A 19,321-nucleotide genomic window follows, 5' to 3' on the forward strand; every position below is an offset into this window, starting at 1 on the left:
TTTTAGAAAAGCGAGACAAGGGGAGTCAGCACCGCAGTAATCGCACCATAGCCGAGCGTCACGAGCGGATTCAGCCAGTAGCGTGTCAGCGTGCCCGTCATGACCAGCGCCATCACGATGAAAAAACCGTAAGGCTCGAGGCGCGACAATGCGATCGACTGCTTCGGCGGCAACAGCGCCATCAGCACACGGCCGCCGTCGAGCGGTGGTAACGGGAACAGATTCAGCACGCCGAGCACGAGGTTCACGCCCACGCCCGCGCCGGCCATGCGCGTAAAGAACGGCTCCTCGACGCCCAGCACCGCGAGCGCCACGCCAACCACGCCCCAGATCAGCGCCTGGATGAAGTTGCACGCGGGACCTGCCGCCGCGACCCACAAGCTGCCCCAGCGCGGATTGCGAAGATTGCCGAACGCGACCGGCACCGGCTTCGCGTACCCGAACATGAATGCGCCGCTGGTCGCGAAATACAGCAGCAGCGGAATCGCGATCGTGCCGAGCGGGTCGATGTGCCGCATCGGATTGATCGATACGCGGCCGAGCACGTAAGCGGTGTTATCGCCCAGCCAGCGGGCGACGTAGCCATGGGCGGCTTCGTGCAACGTGATCGCGAAAATCACTGGCAGCGCGTACACCGCAATGGTTTGTATCAGGGAAGAATCCATAGCTCACTATTGTAACAACGCGGTTGCGGGCGTCTGTCCGCTTCCGCTCATGCCGTCTCTTCGAGACCAAAGGGCGCGAGAGAACCTCGCCCTGCCCGCACCAGCACCGGCTCTGCGCCGGTCAGATCGATCACGGTGGACGGCTCGCACACACACGCGCCGCCGTCGATCACCAGATCCAGTTGCTTCTCCAGCCGGTCGCGAATCTCTTCGGGATCGTTCAGCGGCTGGGTTTCGCCCGGCATGATCAGCGTGGAGCCGAGCAACGGCTGGCCCAGTTCCTCGAGAATCGCCAGCGTGATCGCGTGATCGGGCACCCGCAGGCCGATGGTCTTGCGCGACGGATGCGACAGGCGCCGCGGCACTTCCTTGGTGGCTTGCAGCACGAACACGTAAGGACCCGGCGTGACCGACTTGATCAGCCGGTACTGCCGGTTGTCCACCATCGCGAAGTTCGACAGTTCCGACAGATCGCGCACCAGCAACGACAGCAGTTGCTTCTCGTCGAGTCCGCGAATGCGCCGCAAACGCTCCACTGCGTCCTTATCGTCGAGCTGGCAGGCGAGCGCATAGCTCGAATCGGTGGGCAGCGCGACCACGCCGCCTTCCTTGATGATCTGCACGGCCTGCTTGACGAGGCGCGGCTGCGGGTTATCAGGGTGAAGCCGAAAGTATTGGGACATGATGTCTAACGATGGCTACAGACGAACGACGGCGGAGCCGCGGACGGGTTGCAACGAGCAACGAACGGCAGACCGGACGAAAACTCCGATCAAAATGCAACGAAAAGTCAGATGTGAAGCGGGACGAAAACCGCACGCGGCGTGCCCGGACGGTTCTCGCGCACTACGTGCCGCCATGGCACGGCGCACGATCACAGCCAGCGTTCCCAGACGGGCTTGAGATCGGACGGCAGCGGCGGCAGCGTGCCAAGTTCGATGCGGCCTTCGCCAGGCGCATGGAAGTCGGACCCGCGTGATGCCTCGAATCCGAATCGGCGTGCGACATCCGCATATTCGCGGTATTGGTCCGGCGTATGGCTGCCGGTGACGACCTCGATCGCTTTCCCGCCCAGGTCGATGAATTCGGCGAAAAACGCGTCGAATTCGACTGGTGAGTACGCGTAACGGCCCGGGTGCGCGACGATTGCTTCGCCACCCGCTTGCTGGATCCAGCCGACCGCGTCGGCCAGTTTGGCCCAGCGATGCGCGATAAAGCCCGGCTTGCCGTCGCCGAGATAGCGATTGAACACATCTTGCGTGGAGCTGCAGTGGCCGCTTTCGACCATGAAGCGCGCGAAATGCGTACGCGAAATCATGTCGGGATTCGACACGTATTTGAGCGCACCTTCATATGCATTGGGGATACCGAGCGTGGCCAGTTGCTCGCCGATCGCTTCGGCGCGCGCCGCGCGGCCGTCGCGCGTGCGGGCCAGCCCGTCGATCAGGGCCGGGTTGGCCGGATCGATCCCCAGACCGACGATATGCACCGTGCGCGACGCCCACGTCACTGAAATTTCGACCCCGCTCAGGTAGGCCATGCCGAGTTCCTCGGCCGTGCGGCGCGCTTCGAGCTGCCCCCCCACTTCGTCGTGATCGGTCAGCGCCCAGAGCGTCACGCCGCCCGCCTGCGCGCGGCGTGCGACGTCGGCAGGCGAAAACTGGCCGTCGGAAATGGTGGAATGACAGTGTAGGTCGGCGTTCATCGTGGTCGTGGAAAGGTTCTGTATTCATTTTACTGCAACGCAGTAAGCGGCCACAGAGCTATCTCGATTCAACCGCTCGCGCGATTCCCACAATCTGCGAGGCTCAGGCGCAAAACCCTTCAATCAGCGCCGCGATCTGCTCAGGCTGGTCGTGATGCACCATATGCCCCGCCCCGTCGATGATCTTCTCGCGCCAGTTCGGAAAAGCCTCGAAACGTGCCTTGAATTCGGCCAAGGGAATATCGCCGGCAATGGCCGCAAGCGTCGGCGAACTGGCAGCCTCGACATGCAGCACTTTCGCGCTCACCTTGCGCCACACGGCCATCACCTCGTCGAGCCGATACAGCGTCGGGCCGCGCACCTTGTGCGCCGGGTCGGCCAGCAACATGTAGCGCCCTTCGCCGTCGGGCTTGGACCAGTGCTGCGCGAGAAACTGCGCACGCTGCGGAGCCAGGCGCGGGTTGGTTCTGATCAGACGCGCGGCGACTTCATCGAGCGACGCGTAACGCTTGAGCTGAGGCGGATCGCGCAATTCGTCGAGCCACGTCAGCAGGCGTTTAGGTGCTTGTGCCGCGTGGGCCGGCGCCAGACCGAAACCTTCGAGATCGACGACACGGCGCACCCGTTCCGGGCGCACGCCCGCATACAGGCACACGATGTTCGCGCCCATGCTGTGGCCGATCAGGTTCGCCTCGCCGTGCGGCGCGTAGTGGTCGAGCAGCACGTCGAGATCGGCCAGATAGTCCTGCATCCAGTAACTGCCGCTGCCCCGCTCGGCCACTGGCCAGTCCGAAAGACCAAAACCGCGCATGTCCGGCGCGATGATCTGCCAGTCGCCGCCGAGCGAATCGACGACGAACTGGAACGACGCTGCGACATCCATCCAGCCGTGCAGCATGAACAGCGCAGGCGCCTCCGGATTGCCCCAGCGCCGCACATGCAGACGGATGCCGCGCACGGCAATGAATTCAGACTGCGAAGTGTTCATGAACGCGCGCCCCGAAAAAAGAATGGTCGTTCGATTATAACGAGATAGCCAGACGATGCGAGGGGCCCGATCGTGGAAGAAGGTCTCAGTCGGTTCCTGATAACGTCAGTCGGGGCTGGCTGAAGGGAGCGGTTGCCCGAGATCGAGGTCGGCCAGCGCGGCCAGTTCGGCCTCGTCGAAGCCAGCGTCGCGGCGCGCTTCGAAATTGAACGGACCGCGTAATTTCGGCGCGTGATACTGACCGGCCAGGCGAGTGTAGGTCTCGTGCGGATCGAGGCCGCTCTGGTCGCACAAGTGACGAAACCAGTGGTTGCCGATCAGCACGTGGCCGATTTCGTCGCGCAGGATCACGTCGAGGATGGCCGCGGACGTGTGATCGCCGGCCTGTTGTAGACGGGCACGGATCGGCGGCGAAGCGTCGAGGCCGCGTGCTTCGAGCGTGCGGGGCACGAGCGCCATGCGCGCGAGCACCTCGCCGCGGGTGCGTTCGCACATGTCCCAGAGGCCGTCGTGCGCGGGAAAATCTCCGTACGCGTGGCCGTATTCCGCGAGCCGCGCGGTCAGCAGCGAGAAGTGATAGGCCTCTTCGGCGGCAACTTTGAGCCAGTCGGTGTAGAACGCGGCGGGCATGGCGGCGAAACGCCAGACGGCGTCGAGCGCGAGGTTGATCGCGTTGAATTCGATGTGCGCAAGCGCGTGCAGCAGCACCGCACGGCCTTGTGGCGATTGCATGCTGCGCCGTTTCAAGCGACGCGGATCGACCAACTCGGGTTGCGCCGGCCGGCCCGGCAGGTCGGGCGGTTCGTCCAGTTCGAGGCCGGCGGAACAGGTCATCTGGCCCGCCAGCACTGCGGCGTGGAGCGCACGGGTGGCCGTCGCTTTCGTCACCGGATCGTTCTCGCGTAAGGCGGCAAGCGCGGCGGTTCGCGCGCAATCGGCCTGACGGCGGCAATTTGCGGCGTCAGGGGCCGGGCTAACGACAGGCGCGGTGGACAAGCTAAACGAAGCGGCTGACATCATGGCAGGCAGGCTGATAAAAGAAGCGGCGCGGACGCGATTCTGGATCGGGCGCGCGGCAGCGTGTGACAGAGAGAGCGAAACGGGCTCGACGCAAGGTCCGTCAGAGAATGGCGGGTCCGACCGGCGTGGCTGTGCAGCAGGACGTGCTCGCAGGCCCACGCCGTGCAGCCTCGACCGATGCGGGCACCGAAGCGGGCCTGCAAATTCGAACCCGGACCCGGCAACACCGCACGCCCCGGCACTACGCCAGGCGGCCCAACCACACAACCGTTTACAATACCCGATTCGACTACCCGGCGCGCCAGGCGCGCTGGCAAAGCGGCACATCCCGCGGGAAGCCCAGCCAGGCCTTACATGGCGGGCAAGCCACCGCCCCACTTCAGCGTATGCAGCGACTGAGCAAGAGGAGACATTGTGACGATTTACAAGCTTGGCGAAGCCGCCCCGACTATCCATGAAAGCGTGTTCATCGCGGACTCGGCGACTATCATCGGCAATGTAACGATCGAGGAAAACGCCAGCGTCTGGTTTGGCGCAACGATCCGCGGCGACAACGAGGCAATCACCATCGGCGTCGGCAGCAACGTGCAGGAAAACGCCGTCCTGCATACCGACCCAGGCTTTCCTCTGACGATCGAGCCCAACGTGACGGTCGGCCATCAGGTCATGCTGCACGGCTGCACCATCAAGGAAGGTTCGTTGATCGGAATTCAGGCCGTGGTCTTGAATGGAGCGGTAATCGGCCGCAACTGTCTGGTCGGAGCGGGCGCCATCGTCACGGAAGGCAAAGTGTTTCCCGACAATTCGCTGATTCTCGGCGCGCCCGCCAAGGTGGTGCGCGAACTGACCGAGACGGATATCGCCAATATGCAGCGCGGCGCGGCAAGCTACGCCGAGCGCCGCGAATATTTCAAGGCGCAGCTCGTACGCATCGGCTAGCAAGCCGGCGCGCCGGGCGCGCAAGGTGCGGCATGAGCCGCGCCATTCCACCGAGGAAAAGTTGTGAGCGACCAGTTGCAAAAATTCATGTTCAGCGCGGCGCCTGTGCGCGGCGAGATCGTCTCTCTGCGCAATACGTGGCAGGAAGTGCTGACGCGCCGCGATTATCCGGCGCCCGTGCGGACGATTCTGGGCGAGATGATGGCGGCATGCGCGCTGCTGTCGGCGAATCTCAAGTTCGACGGCACGCTCGTCATGCAGATTTTCGGCGATGGCCCGGTCAAGATGCTGGTGGTCCAGTGCAGCTCCGATCTGTCGATGCGCGCCACTGCCAAGCTCTCCGGCGAGGCTGGCAGTACGATCGGCGATGCGGCCTCGATGGTCGAACTGCTGAACGCAAGCGGTCACGGCCGCTGCGTGATCACACTCGATCCGACCGGCAAGCAACCCGGTCAACAGCCGTATCAAAGTATCGTGCCGCTGTCGGGCCTGGATGGCCCGCTTAGCACAATGGCCGAAGTGCTCGAGCACTACATGCATCACTCGGAACAGCTCGACACGCGTTTGTGGCTCGCCGCGAACACCGAGCGCGCGGTCGGCATGCTGCTGCAGAAGCTGCCGGGCGACGGTGGCATCGTGCCGCATCCGGGCGAACTGGACGCGGATACGTGGGAACGCGTATGCACGCTGGGCGGCACGCTGTCACAAGACGAACTGCTGAAGGAAGAGCCGGAAACGGTTTTCCGGCGCCTTTTCTGGCAGGAAAACGTCCAGCATTTCGAGCCGGCGACCGCACGTTTCGAATGCACGTGCTCGCGCGAGAAAGTCGGCGGAATGCTGAAAATGCTGGGTCGCGAGGAAGTGGATGGCGTGATCGAAGAACGCGGTCACGTGGAAATTCACTGCGAATTCTGCAATCAGCGGTACGAATTCGATCCGGTCGACGTAGCGCAACTTTTCACGGCCAACGCACTCTCACAGGGTGTGTCGCCTGCGGCCGACCAACGGCATTAAGACCTGTGACGTGGGTCTCAGACCCGCTGAGCAGGATCCGATTGCAGTCGCATAACGGCAGTTGTTATCGCGCCGCCCATCGTCATTTAATGACGCGGGCGGCGCGATTACCTTCAGCGCTACCTGTTGATCGTTTCGTTGAGTCCTGGCGGTGGACGCTGCGCGTTTTTGCTTAGGCATCCGACTGACTGATTGATGGAGATCGAACATGAGCCGTCCTGTTTCGTCGACCCGCCACGCCCTTTCCCGTCACCGCGTACGCCTGTTTTCCGTCCTTCTGACCGTCGTTGCCGCCAGCGCCGCGCTAGGTGGCTGCCAGATTGATCCGCCCGGGCCGTCGCCGATTCTGAGCCGTTTGCCAGCCGATCAGCCCGATACCGTCGGCACCGCGAACGCGCCGCCACAGCTCACACCTGAAGAGCTCGCACGCTACGACGCGATCGACCGTCAGGTGCTGTTCGAACAGGATCAGGCGATTGCCGCCGAGAACGCCGCCCAGGCGTGGTCGCGTTATTACTCGCCGCCGGTCAGCGTCTGGGGCGGCTATTCCAGCGGTGGCTGGGGACGCGGCTGGGGGTCGGGCATCGGTGTGGGGTTTGGGCCCAACTGGGGGTGGTAGGCCAACGCGCGTAGCAATACACAGGTATCGCGCTCAAAATGCAGGCCCCAAGAAAAAGGAGCGGTTCATTGCTGAACAGCTCCTTTTTTTCATCCGTCGCTTCCTGCTGACCTGGTGCAGCAAACGCACAGCGTTCAGTGCGTCGTCGCGGCCTTCTTGTCCTTCGCCGCCTTACCACCATGCTTGCGATCCGGCTTCGCACGCGACTCCGGATTCGGCACCACATGCAACGGCGCCGCCGATACCTCACCACGTGTAGAAGTCGTTACCGAAGGCGTATTCGCAGTCGGCAGCGGCGCATTCGGCGAGACGAACTGCACGAACACTTCGCCATCTTTGACCATGCCCATTTCGTAGCGCGCGCGCTCTTCAACAGCAGCGGTGCCGCTCTGCAAATCCTGCACTTCGCCCTGAATACGCTCGTTGCGCAGTTTCGAATCATTGTTCTTCTGCAGTTGCTGCGCCAGTTGCTGCTGCAACTCGTGCACGCGCAACCAGCCACCATGGCCCCACCAGAGCGGGTACTGGATCAGCGCCAGCAGAACGATCAGGACAGCAGTGACGAGCCGCATGAAGTAAGCACAATAAATACGCGCCGCCCTGCGCTATACGCAGGGCGGCGAGGTCAATCAGAAACGGGGGATAACCGGCTCATCGGTTAGCGGCAGCAAATTAGCCATTTACCAACTTAGCGCAGATTGTAGAACGCCGACTTGCCCGGGTAGCTCGCGATATCACCGAGATCTTCCTCGATACGCAGCAGCTGGTTGTACTTCGAGATGCGGTCCGAACGTGACAGCGAACCCGTCTTGATCTGACCGGCATTCAGGCCGACCGCGATGTCAGCGATCGTCGAATCTTCGGTTTCGCCCGAGCGATGTGAGATCACAGCCGTGTAACCGGCCCGCTTCGCCATTTCAATCGCTGCGAAGGTTTCCGTCAGCGTACCGATCTGGTTGATCTTGATCAGGATCGAGTTGGCGATACCCTTGTCGATGCCTTCCTTCAGGATGCGCGTGTTGGTGACGAACAGATCGTCGCCGACCAGCTGCACCTTCTTGCCGAGCTTGTCGGTCAGCGTCTTCCAGCCTGCCCAGTCGCTTTCGTGCATGCCGTCTTCGATCGACACGATCGGGAACTTGTCGGCCAGGTTCGCGAGGTAGTCCGCGAATTCCGTCGACGACAGTTGCAGGCCTTCACCCGCCAACTGGTACTTGCCGTCGTGGTAGAACTCGCTCGCTGCGCAGTCGAGTGCGAGCAGAACGTCTTCACCGGCGCGATAGCCTGCTTTCTCGATAGCTTGCAGGATGGTCGACAGGCATTCGTCGTTGCTGCCGAAGTTCGGTGCGAAGCCGCCTTCGTCGCCGACTGCCGTGCTCATGCCGCGATCCGACAGGATCTTCTTCAGCGCGTGGAACACTTCGGCGCCGCAGCGCAGTGCTTCGCGGAAAGTCGGCTGGCTGACCGGAACGATCATGAATTCCTGGATGTCCAGGCTGTTGTTCGCGTGCGCGCCGCCGTTGACGATGTTCATCATCGGGACCGGCAGTTGCATTGCGCCCGAACCGCCGAAGTAGCGGTACAACGGCAGACCGGCTTCTTCAGCGGCTGCCTTCGCGACGGCCATCGACACGGCCAGCATCGCGTTTGCGCCGAGGCGCGACTTGTTGTCGGTGCCGTCGAGTTCCAGCAGGGTCTTGTCGAGGAAGGCCTGCTCGGAAGCGTCGAGGCCCATGATCGCTTCGGAGATTTCAGTGTTGATGTGCTCAACGGCTTTCAGCACGCCCTTGCCGCCGTAACGGCCGGCTTCGCCGTCGCGCAGCTCGATGGCTTCACGCGAGCCGGTCGATGCACCCGACGGCACCGCAGCGCGGCCCATCGTGCCCGACTCGAGCAGCACGTCGCATTCGACGGTGGGGTTGCCTCGCGAATCGAGAATCTCTCGACCGATGATATCTACGATAGCACTCATGGTTTCCTCAAGAAATGACGTTGAATTCTTTACTGTGACACTGTATCTGGCGTGTCGATCCGGAGTTGACGCATTAGCGCTTAATCCGGTCTCAAGCAGAGCGCCGGTCTCCCCAACACACCACTCGCGCCGATACGTTCGACGACCATTGCGTTACTTTTGCCGCGCGCCGACGACTGCGCCCATTATGCAGGCGCGTCGTGACACTCGGAAAACGTATGAATCAGTTGAAATCGCTTTCGAGGAACGGCGCCCGCTTGACGGCCTGATCGAGCGTTACCAGCGTCTCGAGCAGATCAGCCATGCGGTTCAACGGCACGGCGTTCGGGCCGTCCGATTTAGCCTGCGCCGGATTCGGGTGCGTTTCCATAAAGAGGCCGGCGACGCCGACCGCGACCGCGGCACGCGCCAGCACTGGCACGAATTCGCGCTGACCGCCCGAACTCGTGCCCTGCCCGCCCGGCAACTGCACCGAGTGGGTCGCGTCGAACACGACCGGCGCGTTGGTTTCGCGCATGATCGCGAGCGAACGCATGTCCGACACGAGGTTGTTATAGCCGAACGACACGCCGCGCTCGCACGCCATGAAGCGGTCTTCCGACAGACCGGCTTCACGCGCTGCATCACGCGCCTTGTCGATCACGTTCTTCATGTCGTGCGGTGCGAGAAACTGGCCCTTCTTGATGTTGACCGGTTTGCCCGAACGCGCGCAAGCGTGAATGAAGTCCGTCTGACGGCACAGGAAAGCAGGCGTTTGCAGGACGTCGACCACCGACGCGACCTGCTCGATTTCGTGCTCGGCGTGAACGTCGGTCAGCACCGGCAGGCCGAGCTGACGCTTCACTTCCGACAGGATGCGCAAACCTTCGTCCATGCCCAGACCGCGGAACGACTTGCCGCTGCTGCGGTTAGCCTTGTCGTACGACGATTTGTAGATGAACGGAATGTTCAGCTTCGCGCAGATTTCCTTGAGCCGGCCGGCCACGTCGATCGTCATCTGTTCAGATTCGACGACGCAAGTGCCGGCGATCAGGAAAAACGGCTTGTCGAGCCCGATTTCGAAATCGCCCAGTTTCATGCTTTCTCCCCAACTGCGTTCGCCGTGCTCGACAGATGATGCGCGAGCGCTGCTTCGACGAACGACTTGAACAGCGGATGGCCGTCACGCGGTGTGGACGTGAATTCCGGGTGGAACTGCACGCCGACGAACCACGGGTGCATGCTGCGCGGCAATTCCATCATTTCCGGCAGATCTTCACTCGGGGTACGGGCGCTGATGATAAGGCCACCGGCTTCGAGCTGGGGCACGAAGCGGTTATTGACTTCATAACGGTGACGATGACGCTCGTTCACGTCCTTGCCGTAGATCTCTTCGGCCATCGTGCCGGGCTTGATCGGGCAACGTTGCGAACCGAGGCGCATCGTGCCGCCCAGATCCGATTCTTCGGTACGCTTCTCGACCTTGCCTTCGCGGTCGTACCACTCGGTGATCAGCGCGACCACGCGGTTTTCGGTTTCCTGATCGAACTCGGTGCTGTTCGCGTTCTTCAGGCCGACCACGTCGCGGGCGAATTCGATCACGGCGAGTTGCATGCCGAGGCAGATGCCGAGGTACGGCACTTTCGCTTCACGCGCATAGCGGATCGCAGCGATCTTGCCTTCGGTGCCGCGACGGCCGAAGCCACCCGGAACCAGCACCGCGTCGAGATGCTTGAGGCTTTCGACCCCTTGCGTTTCTACTTCTTCCGAATCGATGTACTCGATGTTGACCTTCGTGGAGGTATGCATCGACGCATGGCGCAGCGCTTCGATCAGCGACTTGTACGACTCGGTCAGATCGACATATTTGCCGACCATGCCGATGGTGACTTCGTGTTTCGGATGCTGGAGCTTCTCGACGAGGCCGGACCACATGGACAGGTCGGCCGGTTGCGGCGTGAGCTTGAGCTCTTCGCAGATAATCGCGTCCAGACCCTGATCGTGCAGCATCTGCGGAATCTTGTAGATGCTGTCCGCGTCCCACACGGAGATCACGGCGTCTTCCGGCACGTTCGAGAACATCGAGATCTTCGCGCGCTCGTCGTCCGGAATGCGACGGTCGGCGCGGCACAGCAGCACGTGCGGCGAGATGCCGATTTCACGCAGCTTCTGCACGCTGTGTTGCGTAGGTTTGGTCTTCAGTTCGCCGGCCGTGGCGACCCAGGGCACCAGCGTGAGGTGCACGAAGCACGCGCTGTTACGGCCCATACGCAGACTCATCTGACGGGCTGCTTCAAGGAACGGCAGCGACTCGATATCGCCGACCGTACCGCCCACTTCGACGATCGCGACATCGGGCTCGCCGCACGTGGCCGAAGCCGCGCCGCGCTCGATAAACGCCTGAATTTCGTTCGTGATGTGCGGGATGACCTGCACCGTCTTGCCGAGATAATCGCCCCGGCGTTCCTTGCGGATCACCGATTCGTAAATCTGGCCAGTCGTGAAGTTATTGGCCTTACGCATCTTCGTGCTGATGAAGCGCTCGTAGTGGCCAAGGTCCAGGTCAGTCTCTGCTCCGTCTTCCGTGACGAACACTTCGCCGTGCTGAAACGGGCTCATCGTGCCGGGGTCGACGTTGATGTACGGATCAAGCTTGAGGAGGGTGACTTTAAGACCGCGCGATTCGAGGATCGCGGCGAGGGAAGCGGCGGCAATACCCTTGCCGAGGGAAGATACTACGCCGCCGGTGACGAAAACATATTTGGTCATCGCTGGATGCTCGCGGGAAAAACGGATTATACCGTAAAGCAGGGTCTCAACCCAGCAAAATCCGAGCGACATCTGCACGCAGGTGTGCCATCGCGGTCGCCTTTGCCGCGGGCCGATCATGCACTGTTTTTGCGGCACGGTTTGCCGTTGCGCGTGTCAGGCGACAGTGACGCTTCCGGTCAATGTGACGTGGAGGCTGCCAGTTTATGCCGCACGACCCTTTCCCTATGCGCCGCCGGCCGCCCATAGAAGCGCGATCGTGCTGCCGCGTTTGCCCGTCGCTCTACTTGGCCGCTTGGCGTCGCAATTTCTCCTGCTGGGTCAGCCGCGCTTTTTGTTTCCGCCCTACCCGTCACACGCTGTCATTCCCTGCCACGTCAAGCCCGTTGCTCCAGTTCACGCAACATGCGCTGCACTGCGCGCGCGGTTTCAATCGGCTTTTCCATTGGATAAAGATGGCTGCCTTCGATCCATTCCAGATGGCCGCCGGTCACGCGGCGAGTCGCATCCAGGCCCGCCTGCCGGATTTCCTTCGAGCGCGTGCCAGCGATGAACCCGACCGGCACCGCCGCGCCGCGAGCCAGTCGCGAGCCGAGCGTATGCGGCAAGGTTTTATAAATCTGATATTCGGTGCGACGGTCGAATGCGAGCGAGCGGGAGCCGTCAGGTGAAGTTTGCGGAATGCCGAAGTCGATGTAGTCGGACAGCATGCGCTCGTCCCACCTCGCAAACGCCGGCTTCGAGTGAAAATGCCGCCACGCTTCGTCGCGACTCGCCCACTGCGTACGGCGCGTACGCGTGGCGGCGGCGGGCGAGAGGCGCTCGTCGAGGCCAGTCCACTGCGACACGCGCAGCATGCTGCTGCGCCAACCGGCGATGACCGGCGAGTCCAGCATCACCACGCCCCGTACCCACTGCGGCTTTTTCAGCGCGGCCATCAGCGACAGATAGCCGCCGAGCGAATGCCCGACCAGCCATACCGGGTGCTCGTATGACCGGCCGACGTCGTCGAGCAATTGTTCGACCAGATGCGGCCAGTCCTGCGTGACCGGAAAACGCGTGTCGTGACCGATCCGATCGATCGCGCGCAGTTCGTAGTCGTCGGACAATTCGGCGAAAATAGTCCGGTAGGTCGACGCCGGGAAACCATTCGCATGTGAGAAATGAATGACGTTTTTCAACTGCGGCTATCTCCGTTCTGTGTTTGTGTTTTTTTCGTTCTTGCCTTCGCGCGCATTCCGCCGTTCGCGCGTTGTTCGCGCGCATTCCGCCGTTCGCGCGTTGTTCGCGCGCATTCCGCCGTTCGCGCGTTGTGTCTGCCTCTATGTCTGCCTCTATGTCTGCCTCTATGTCTGCCTTTGTGTCTGCCTTTGTGTCTACCTTTATGCTGCGGGCATCGCAATGGGCAGGCCATCAGCAAACCCGGCGATGCCCAGCGTCAGCGATCCATCCAGTAGCGGCGCTGTGTGTCGCGGTAGCGTTCGAGCGTCAGCACGGCGCCATTTGCCTCACTGCCACCCTGCCCCTGAACTGCGTGACCGGGACTGACGTCGACCCGCACCGCGCCGTCTGAGTCGCTGCGTGCGAGTTCGATATGACGCGCGCTATAACGCTCGAACACGCCCGCATTCGGATGATGAAACCGGTTGCGATAGCCTACCTGAAATAAAGCGATCAACGGCTCGATAGAGTCGAGGAACGGCTCGGTCGACGAGGTCTTGCTGCCGTGATGCGGCACGACCAGCACCTGCGCACGCAATGCGCCGCGATCGCGCGCGAGCAGTACACGTTCGGTCGGCGCCTCGATGTCCGCGGTCAGCAACGCGGCAATGCGCGGCCTGGTCGTCTGAATGGGGCGGCCCGGCTCGCTGACCATGGCGGGCTGCGTACTGACACGCAACACGCAGCCGTGCTCGTTTGGCTTGCCTCGCAAGGGGCCGGCATCCGGCCACAACATCGAAAACTCGACGCCGTCCCATTGCCAGCGTTGGCCCGCTGCGCATGGCAGTGTCTGTGCGCCATGCTGTGTGGCGTTCGACCACAGCGCGTTGGCCGGCGCCAACGCAGCCACCATCTGATCGACGTGGATCGCCTCGAGGACGGCCGGCGCGCCGCCCGAATGATCGGAATCGGCATGGCTGACGATCAGCGTATCGAGCGATCTCACCCCGTGCGCCTGCAGAAACGGCACGACGACCCGCTCGCCCGCGTGGGTCGATTCCGGGCCGGGTCCGGTATCGAACAGCAACGTGTGATGCGCGGTCTCGATCAGTACCGACGTGCCTTGCCCAACGTCCAGTGCAGTCAGCCGGAAACTGCCGGGAGGCGGCCCGGGCGGCGTCGGTATCAGAAGCGGCAACCAGGTGAGCGGCGCGGCCCAACGAAGCGGCCAGCCGTCTGGCGCCAGTAGCCAGAACACGCCGAGCGCCGCGGCGGCAAGCGTCCAGGCGTCCGGTTGCGGCAGCCACCACAGCGTCCATGGAGGGCCGGACACGAGGTGCAGAAATGCGCCCAGCAGATCGAGCAAGGTGTGCGCGGCGTGCAGGGCCAGCGCGTCGACGGGCGCGGGCAGTGCAACGCCGGCAAGCACCGCGGGCGTGACTAGCAGACTCACCCACGGAATTGCGAAGCCGTTCGCTAGCGGGCCAACCAGCGGAATCTGCGAGAACCAGTCAACGGTGAGCGGCGCGAGCGCGACTGTCACCGCGATCTGGACATGCGTTGCGCTGCGCAAGCGGTCGCAGAACGCAACGATCCGGCGGCCCAGCGCCGCGCGCAAAGCGGCGAACCGACTACGTGCGTGAGCGTCGACAGGGCTCGAGTCATCACGCCGGTCGCTGTCGCGCCGCACACTCAGCCGCCCCGATAGGGCGAACAGAATTGCGGCTACTGCACAGAACGACAACCAGAATCCCGCCGACACCACCGCCCACGGATCGATCAGCAACACGAGCCCAAGTGCCCACGCCAGTACCGTCGAGCGCGCAAGATTGCGCCCACAGACGAAGGCCAGCGCAACCACCCCTGCCATCCATAACGCGCGCTGCGCCGGCACGTTGAAACCCGCCAGCGCCGCATGCAATGCAGCGAACGCCGCGCCGCCCGTCACCGAGACGATTTGTGCGGGCAAGCGCAGCGGCCAGTCACGACCGATCCACCCGGAGCGGCGCCAGACCGCCCCCGCGAACCACGCGGCAAGACCCGCGACGAAGCCAATATGCAAGCCCGAAATCGCCACCAGATGGCTGGTGCCCGTGCGTCGCATCAATAGCCAGTCGGCGGCACTGACTTCATCCTGCGCGCCGATGGCCAGCGCCACGACAATCCCGCGATGCGGCGCATCCGCGAGCACCGCATCGATCCGCGCACGCAATGCCGCGCGCCAACGGTCCACGGTGACGCGTATGCCGCGTGCCTGTCCCGGCAGCCGACTGGCATGGGCGGGCGCACTCACATAGCCGGTCGCCCGCACATTGCGGGCGAGCAGAGTCGCTTCGGCATCGCGCACGCCGAAATTCCCGTTGCCGTGAGGCCGCTTGAGGCGCACGGTCAGACGCCAGCGGTCTCCGGGTTCGAGCGATGGCGCCGGGGCGTCGTCGGCGATCCACGAAAGTTGCAGCACGCGGGGAAAAGCTGCGACTGGCGCGTCGGCCTTTTCGACTTCGAACAGGAAGCGCGCGCCTTTTTCATCGCGCGAGGGCAAGCCCTTGATACTGCCGACGACATCGATATCGCGCCCCTCCCATGCCGGCGGCAAACTCACTGCAAGCCGCATTTCCGCGCGCACGGCGGCGTAGGCAAAACCTGCGCAGATCGCCGCGCACCACACGGCGCTCCAACCGGCGAACTTTCCGGGACGCGAGCCAAGCCGGAAGTTGCGCGTACGCCAACGCGACGCCAGCGGCCCGGATGCAGATTCAGAAGTCGTATACGCACCGCCAACCGCAGCGTCGCCACGCAAACCCCACACCGCAACGACAACCGCCGCCGCCCCAAGCACCACTAGCGTCAACCACCCGCCCCACCCAGGCAATGCTGCCTGCCGCTGCAACCCGATCACGCCCAACGCAAAACCGCACCACCCTGCCCGCATTTGCCCTCCGTCCCGATCGCGCGGGACGCAGCAAAGCACGACGAACAGGCGTTAGCGGGCCCGCCGGACGTGGGTTTCGCCCCGCGAGAACCACTAGATCAACGAGATCGATTATGCCGAGGAAAGTGCGAGTCGCGGCAGTGCGGCGAGCGCGTTAGCCGTTGTGCCTAGGGCGGTTTCGTCGGCGCTCATCCCGCGCAGGTCCGCGAGGCCCTTGCCGATCGCCGGGATCTGCTCCGGCGAGTTGCGCTGTTTGTAGATCCACGAAGGCGCGATGTCCGGCGCGTCGGTTTCGACGACCAGCGCGTGGAACGGCAACTGTTCGGCGAGACGGCGAATTTGCCGCGCGCGTTCGAACGTCAGATTGCCGCCGAAGCCGAGATGCATACCCTGGTCGATATACGCCTGAGCCTGCTGGAAACTGCCATTGAACGCATGCGCGATGCCGCGATGAATCTGATGTCGCCGCAGCCCTTTGATCACCTGATCCTGCGATTTGCGCACATGACAAATCACCGGCAGGTCGAATTCGCGCGCGAGTTGCAGTTGGCCGTTGTAGAAGAACTGCTGACGCGCATCGTCGAGACCGTCGACAAAATAGTCGAGCCCGATTTCGCCGATACCGACAAACAGCGGATCGTCCAGACTCGCCTCGATCTCCATGCGTAACAGATCGAGATCGCCGTCTGCGGCGCCCGGCGTAAATAGCGGATGGATCCCGAGTGCATAGGCTCCGCCGTCCACCCGATGCGCCAGATCGCGCACCGCTGCGAAATTCTGCCGCCCGATTGCCGGGATCACGATACGCCCCACGCCCGCGCGACGCGCCGACGCCGCTACGTCGGCGCGATCCGCGTCGAATTCCGACGCGTCAAGATGGCAGTGCGTATCGATCCACATGACGAGCCTCGCTAGCGGTTGCGCACCGGTGCGCGCTTAAACCGGCACCGGCGGCTCTTCGTAAAGCACGCCGTCGCGCAGTCGCATGATGCGGTCGCAGCGGCCCGCCAGTTCGGGATCGTGTGTGACGATCACGAAACTCGTTTCGAGCGTTTGCGACAGTTCGAGCATCAGGTTGAACACGGTGTCCGCGGTGCCGCCGTCGAGGTTGCCGGTCGGCTCATCGGCCAGCACGCACGCGGGTTTGGTGACTAGCGCCCGCGCGATGGCGACCCGCTGACGCTCGCCGCCCGACAACTCGCCCGGACGATGCTTCGCGCGATGTCCCATGCCGACGCGCTCGAGCACTTCCAGCGCTTCCTTGCGTGCGGCTTCGGTCGTCATGCGGCGAATGCGCAGCGGCATCGCGACGTTGTCGAGCGCGGTGAATTCGGGCAGCAGATGGTGGAACTGGTACACGAAGCCGAGCGCGCGATTGCGCAGGTCGTTGCGCTCACGCTCGGAGAGCTTCGTGAACGGCTTGCCCATCACCGAGACATGGCCCGCGCTCGGATCGTCGAGCCCGCCGAGCACATGCAGCAGCGTGCTTTTGCCGGAACCCGACGCGCCGACGATTGCCAGCTTTTCGCCGCGCCGCACGCTCAGTTGCGTGTTGTTGAGCACCTGCACATTCAAACCGCCCTGCACGAACGCTTTGGAAATGCCGGAGGCTTCCAGCACGAAGGGATAAGAGGCGTTTTCGGCAGAGACCATGGAAAGATTGGCGGAACGGTCATTCATAGCGCAGTGCCTCCGCAGGACGGACTTTCGCACCACGCCAGCTTGGGTAAAGCGTTGCCAGCGCCGACATCAGGAACGCGATGATGCCGATCCGCGCCACGTCGGCCGGAATCAGTTCAGACGGCAATTCGCTGATGAAGTACACCGACGGCGGCAGGAACTGCACGCCGAGCAGATGCTCGATCATCGGCACGAGCCATGGGATGCTCCACGCGATCAGGCAGCCGAGCGCAACGCCGGTCGCCGTGCCGATGAAGCCGATCGTCACGCCCTGCACGACGAAGATCTTCATGATCGAGCCGGGCTGCGCACCGAGCGTACGCAGAATCGCGATGTCGGCCTGCTTGTTGGTCACCGTCATCACCAGCGACGACACGAGATTGAACGCCGCCACCGCGATGATCAGCGTGAGGATGATGAACATCATGCGTTTTTCGATCTGCACGGCGGAGAACCAGGTCTTGTTCTGCTGCGTCCAGTCGCGAATGTACAGATCGCCCGACAACGTGCGCGCCAGTTGATGTGCGACTTCCGGCGCGCGCTGCATGTCGGTCAGACGCAAGCGCACGCCGGTCGGCGCGGGCAGCCGGAACAGCGCCTCCGCGTCCTTGATGTTGATCAGCGCAAGCGTGCTGTCGTATTCGTAGTGCCCCGATTCGAAGATGCCGACCACGGTGAACTGCTTCAGCCGCGGCAGCATGCCGGCCGGCGTGATCGTGCCTTCGGGCGCGACCAGCGTGATCTTGTCGTTGACCTGCACGCCGAGGTTGGTCGCGAGGTCCGCGCCCAGCACGATGCCGAAATCGCCGGGAACGAGATCGGACAGCTTGCCGCCTTTCATTTCCTTGCCGATGTCGGAGACTTCCGGCTCGAGCGACGGCTCGACGCCGCGCAATGCCACGCCGCTGACGGCGTCCTGGCGCGTGAGCAGCGCCTGCGCCTCCACATAAGGCGCTGCGCCGATCACTTCCTTGTTCTGACGCGCTTCTTTAGCGGTCAGTTGCCAGTCGGGCATCGACCCGGTCGGCGAAAAGATCTCGACGTGCGCGAGCACCGACAACATGCGGTCGCGCACTTCTTTCTGGAAGCCGTTCATGACCGACAACACGACGATCAGCGCCGCGACACCCAGCGCGATGCCCGACATCGACACGAGTGCGATGAACGAGATGAAGCCGTTACCGGTCGTGCGTTTGCCGGCGCGCGTGTAGCGCCAGCCAATCTGCCATTCGTAGGGAAATTTCAAGCGAATCCTTTTCTGCGTTCTTCGGCCCGTGTGTCGGGCCGTTTTTCGACCTTGTAGTGCGCGCAAAAGGCGCGAGGCGCCTGACGCGCGGCTCGGGCGTCGTGATCGTTGGTGTGATGGCGACGCGGATGGTTCCGAGCCCGAGCGCTACGTGCTAGCAATCCGCGCGCCACCCGCGTCACTCATGCGCAGCGCGTTTTACGCGACTGCCGCTGCCGTCACAGTGACCGATCAAGCGCGAAGTTTGCCATACAATGCCCGCCGCTCGCGCAAACGCCCGCTGTATGAGCGTCGCTCGCGGCCGGTCGGCACCGCCCACGCCATTAGCGCAGGTTGTAACGACCCCGCAACTCGTTGATGATGGCCGCCGCCTTGCTGTTCGCCACTTCGCGCCGGTCCGCGTCCTTGCGGTCCCGATGCAGATGGCTGATGTCCCAGTTGCAGCCCGCCTCGTCCTCGACGGTCTCGTGGAAACCCGTCGGTATCCAGCCGGCCGTGTCCGGATTTGCATCGAGCGCTTTCACGACCAGTTCGAGCAATTCCTGCTCGGTTTTGAGTTCACGCGACATGCCGGTCTCCCTCGTCATGGGCGCGGTGCCGCCGCGCGCGGCTGCTGCTGCGACAACCCGTCT

The 19,321-nt window shown here is 63.2% G+C and carries 18 protein-coding genes; 3 read left to right on the forward strand and 15 right to left on the reverse strand.

Annotated features, from left to right (window positions below; translation table 11 throughout):
• Positions 1–2: 2 nt before the first annotated feature.
• The 5 genes from LMG28727_RS15055 to LMG28727_RS15075 all read right to left on the reverse strand — a co-directional run bounded on the left by LMG28727_RS15055 (position 3) and on the right by LMG28727_RS15075 (position 4,378).
• Positions 3–665, reverse strand: a complete 663-nt coding sequence (locus LMG28727_RS15055) for a site-2 protease family protein (protein WP_201643128.1) — start codon at positions 663–665, stop codon at positions 3–5.
• 47 nt (positions 666–712) lie between these two features.
• Positions 713–1,348, reverse strand: coding sequence for an L-threonylcarbamoyladenylate synthase (locus LMG28727_RS15060; RefSeq protein ID WP_201643129.1), 636 nt, complete (start codon positions 1,346–1,348; stop codon positions 713–715).
• A gap of 191 nt (positions 1,349–1,539) precedes the next feature.
• Positions 1,540–2,370 carry a 3',5'-nucleoside bisphosphate phosphatase gene (locus tag LMG28727_RS15065; RefSeq protein ID WP_201643130.1) on the reverse strand — a complete coding sequence of 277 codons (831 nt, stop codon included), beginning with the start codon at positions 2,368–2,370 and terminating at the stop codon, positions 1,540–1,542.
• A gap of 103 nt (positions 2,371–2,473) precedes the next feature.
• Positions 2,474–3,358 (reverse strand): alpha/beta fold hydrolase, encoded by an 885-nt coding sequence (locus LMG28727_RS15070; protein WP_201643131.1) that lies wholly within the window; start codon positions 3,356–3,358, stop codon positions 2,474–2,476.
• A 105-nt stretch (positions 3,359–3,463) separates the two neighbouring features.
• On the reverse strand, positions 3,464–4,378 hold the full coding sequence (locus LMG28727_RS15075; RefSeq protein ID WP_201643132.1) for a ferritin-like domain-containing protein: 915 nt from the start codon (positions 4,376–4,378) through the stop codon (positions 3,464–3,466).
• A gap of 414 nt (positions 4,379–4,792) precedes the next feature.
• Between LMG28727_RS15075 and LMG28727_RS15080 the strand changes: the two genes are divergently transcribed.
• The 3 genes from LMG28727_RS15080 (at position 4,793) to LMG28727_RS15090 (ending at position 6,950) form a co-directional block, all read left to right on the forward strand.
• Positions 4,793–5,317: a gamma carbonic anhydrase family protein gene (locus LMG28727_RS15080; RefSeq protein ID WP_201643133.1), complete on the forward strand. Its 525-nt coding sequence runs from the start codon at positions 4,793–4,795 to the stop codon at positions 5,315–5,317.
• 63 nt (positions 5,318–5,380) lie between these two features.
• Entirely contained in the window at positions 5,381–6,331 is a 951-nt protein-coding gene (hslO, locus tag LMG28727_RS15085; protein WP_201643134.1) for an Hsp33 family molecular chaperone HslO, read from the forward strand.
• A 208-nt stretch (positions 6,332–6,539) separates the two neighbouring features.
• Positions 6,540–6,950 carry a hypothetical protein gene (locus LMG28727_RS15090; RefSeq protein WP_201643135.1) on the forward strand — a complete coding sequence of 137 codons (411 nt, stop codon included), beginning with the start codon at positions 6,540–6,542 and terminating at the stop codon, positions 6,948–6,950.
• A 134-nt stretch (positions 6,951–7,084) separates the two neighbouring features.
• Here the strand turns inward: LMG28727_RS15090 and ftsB are convergent, their stop codons facing one another.
• From ftsB to LMG28727_RS15140, 10 genes are all read right to left on the reverse strand, one after another.
• Positions 7,085–7,522, reverse strand: coding sequence for a cell division protein FtsB (gene ftsB, locus LMG28727_RS15095; RefSeq protein WP_201643136.1), 438 nt, complete (start codon positions 7,520–7,522; stop codon positions 7,085–7,087).
• Positions 7,523–7,638: 116 nt separating this feature from the next.
• Entirely contained in the window at positions 7,639–8,922 is a 1,284-nt protein-coding gene (gene eno / locus LMG28727_RS15100) for a phosphopyruvate hydratase (protein WP_201643137.1), read from the reverse strand.
• Positions 8,923–9,145: 223 nt separating this feature from the next.
• Positions 9,146–10,000 carry a 3-deoxy-8-phosphooctulonate synthase gene (gene kdsA / locus LMG28727_RS15105; RefSeq protein WP_201643138.1) on the reverse strand — a complete coding sequence of 285 codons (855 nt, stop codon included), beginning with the start codon at positions 9,998–10,000 and terminating at the stop codon, positions 9,146–9,148.
• Complete coding sequence (locus tag LMG28727_RS15110) at positions 9,997–11,670, reverse strand: CTP synthase (RefSeq protein WP_201643139.1); 1,674 nt, start codon at positions 11,668–11,670, stop codon at positions 9,997–9,999. The genes kdsA and LMG28727_RS15110 overlap by 4 nt, the downstream gene beginning before the upstream one ends.
• 377 nt (positions 11,671–12,047) lie before the next feature.
• The gene (locus LMG28727_RS15115; protein WP_201643140.1) at positions 12,048–12,851 is read right to left on the reverse strand and encodes an alpha/beta fold hydrolase; all 804 of its coding nucleotides are present in this window, start codon (positions 12,849–12,851) and stop codon (positions 12,048–12,050) included.
• A 257-nt stretch (positions 12,852–13,108) separates the two neighbouring features.
• The gene (locus tag LMG28727_RS15120; RefSeq protein WP_201643141.1) at positions 13,109–15,763 is read right to left on the reverse strand and encodes a DNA internalization-related competence protein ComEC/Rec2; all 2,655 of its coding nucleotides are present in this window, start codon (positions 15,761–15,763) and stop codon (positions 13,109–13,111) included.
• Between the two features lie 111 nt (positions 15,764–15,874).
• The gene (locus LMG28727_RS15125) at positions 15,875–16,663 is read right to left on the reverse strand and encodes a TatD family hydrolase (RefSeq protein WP_201643142.1); all 789 of its coding nucleotides are present in this window, start codon (positions 16,661–16,663) and stop codon (positions 15,875–15,877) included.
• Between the two features lie 36 nt (positions 16,664–16,699).
• Positions 16,700–17,443 carry a lipoprotein-releasing ABC transporter ATP-binding protein LolD gene (lolD, locus tag LMG28727_RS15130; RefSeq protein ID WP_201643143.1) on the reverse strand — a complete coding sequence of 248 codons (744 nt, stop codon included), beginning with the start codon at positions 17,441–17,443 and terminating at the stop codon, positions 16,700–16,702.
• Entirely contained in the window at positions 17,436–18,689 is a 1,254-nt protein-coding gene (locus LMG28727_RS15135; protein WP_201643144.1) for a lipoprotein-releasing ABC transporter permease subunit, read from the reverse strand. Before LMG28727_RS15135 ends, lolD begins: the two co-directional genes overlap by 8 nt.
• Positions 18,690–19,012: 323 nt before the next feature.
• Positions 19,013–19,258, reverse strand: a complete 246-nt coding sequence (locus tag LMG28727_RS15140) for a hypothetical protein (RefSeq protein WP_201643145.1) — start codon at positions 19,256–19,258, stop codon at positions 19,013–19,015.
• Positions 19,259–19,321 lie beyond the last annotated feature (63 nt).

The organism is Paraburkholderia metrosideri (assembly GCF_904848625.1).
Lineage (GTDB): Bacteria > Pseudomonadota > Gammaproteobacteria > Burkholderiales > Burkholderiaceae > Paraburkholderia > Paraburkholderia metrosideri.

Excerpts from the sequence above, each read along its gene's own strand:
- LMG28727_RS15055 (WP_201643128.1), bottom strand. The coding sequence starts at position 665 with ATGGATTCTTCCCTGATACAAACCATTGCGGTGTACGCGCTGCCAGTG.
- LMG28727_RS15060 (WP_201643129.1), bottom strand. The coding sequence starts at position 1,348 with ATGTCCCAATACTTTCGGCTTCACCCTGATAACCCGCAGCCGCGCCTC.
- LMG28727_RS15065 (WP_201643130.1), bottom strand. The coding sequence starts at position 2,370 with ATGAACGCCGACCTACACTGTCATTCCACCATTTCCGACGGCCAGTTT.
- LMG28727_RS15070 (WP_201643131.1), bottom strand. The coding sequence starts at position 3,358 with ATGAACACTTCGCAGTCTGAATTCATTGCCGTGCGCGGCATCCGTCTG.
- LMG28727_RS15075 (WP_201643132.1), bottom strand. The coding sequence starts at position 4,378 with ATGATGTCAGCCGCTTCGTTTAGCTTGTCCACCGCGCCTGTCGTTAGC.
- LMG28727_RS15090 (WP_201643135.1), top strand. The coding sequence starts at position 6,540 with ATGAGCCGTCCTGTTTCGTCGACCCGCCACGCCCTTTCCCGTCACCGC.
- ftsB (WP_201643136.1), bottom strand. The coding sequence starts at position 7,522 with ATGCGGCTCGTCACTGCTGTCCTGATCGTTCTGCTGGCGCTGATCCAG.
- eno (WP_201643137.1), bottom strand. The coding sequence starts at position 8,922 with ATGAGTGCTATCGTAGATATCATCGGTCGAGAGATTCTCGATTCGCGA.
- kdsA (WP_201643138.1), bottom strand. The coding sequence starts at position 10,000 with ATGAAACTGGGCGATTTCGAAATCGGGCTCGACAAGCCGTTTTTCCTG.
- LMG28727_RS15110 (WP_201643139.1), bottom strand. The coding sequence starts at position 11,670 with ATGACCAAATATGTTTTCGTCACCGGCGGCGTAGTATCTTCCCTCGGC.
- LMG28727_RS15120 (WP_201643141.1), bottom strand. The coding sequence starts at position 15,763 with ATGCGGGCAGGGTGGTGCGGTTTTGCGTTGGGCGTGATCGGGTTGCAG.
- LMG28727_RS15125 (WP_201643142.1), bottom strand. The coding sequence starts at position 16,663 with ATGTGGATCGATACGCACTGCCATCTTGACGCGTCGGAATTCGACGCG.
- lolD (WP_201643143.1), bottom strand. The coding sequence starts at position 17,443 with ATGAATGACCGTTCCGCCAATCTTTCCATGGTCTCTGCCGAAAACGCC.
- LMG28727_RS15140 (WP_201643145.1), bottom strand. The coding sequence starts at position 19,258 with ATGTCGCGTGAACTCAAAACCGAGCAGGAATTGCTCGAACTGGTCGTG.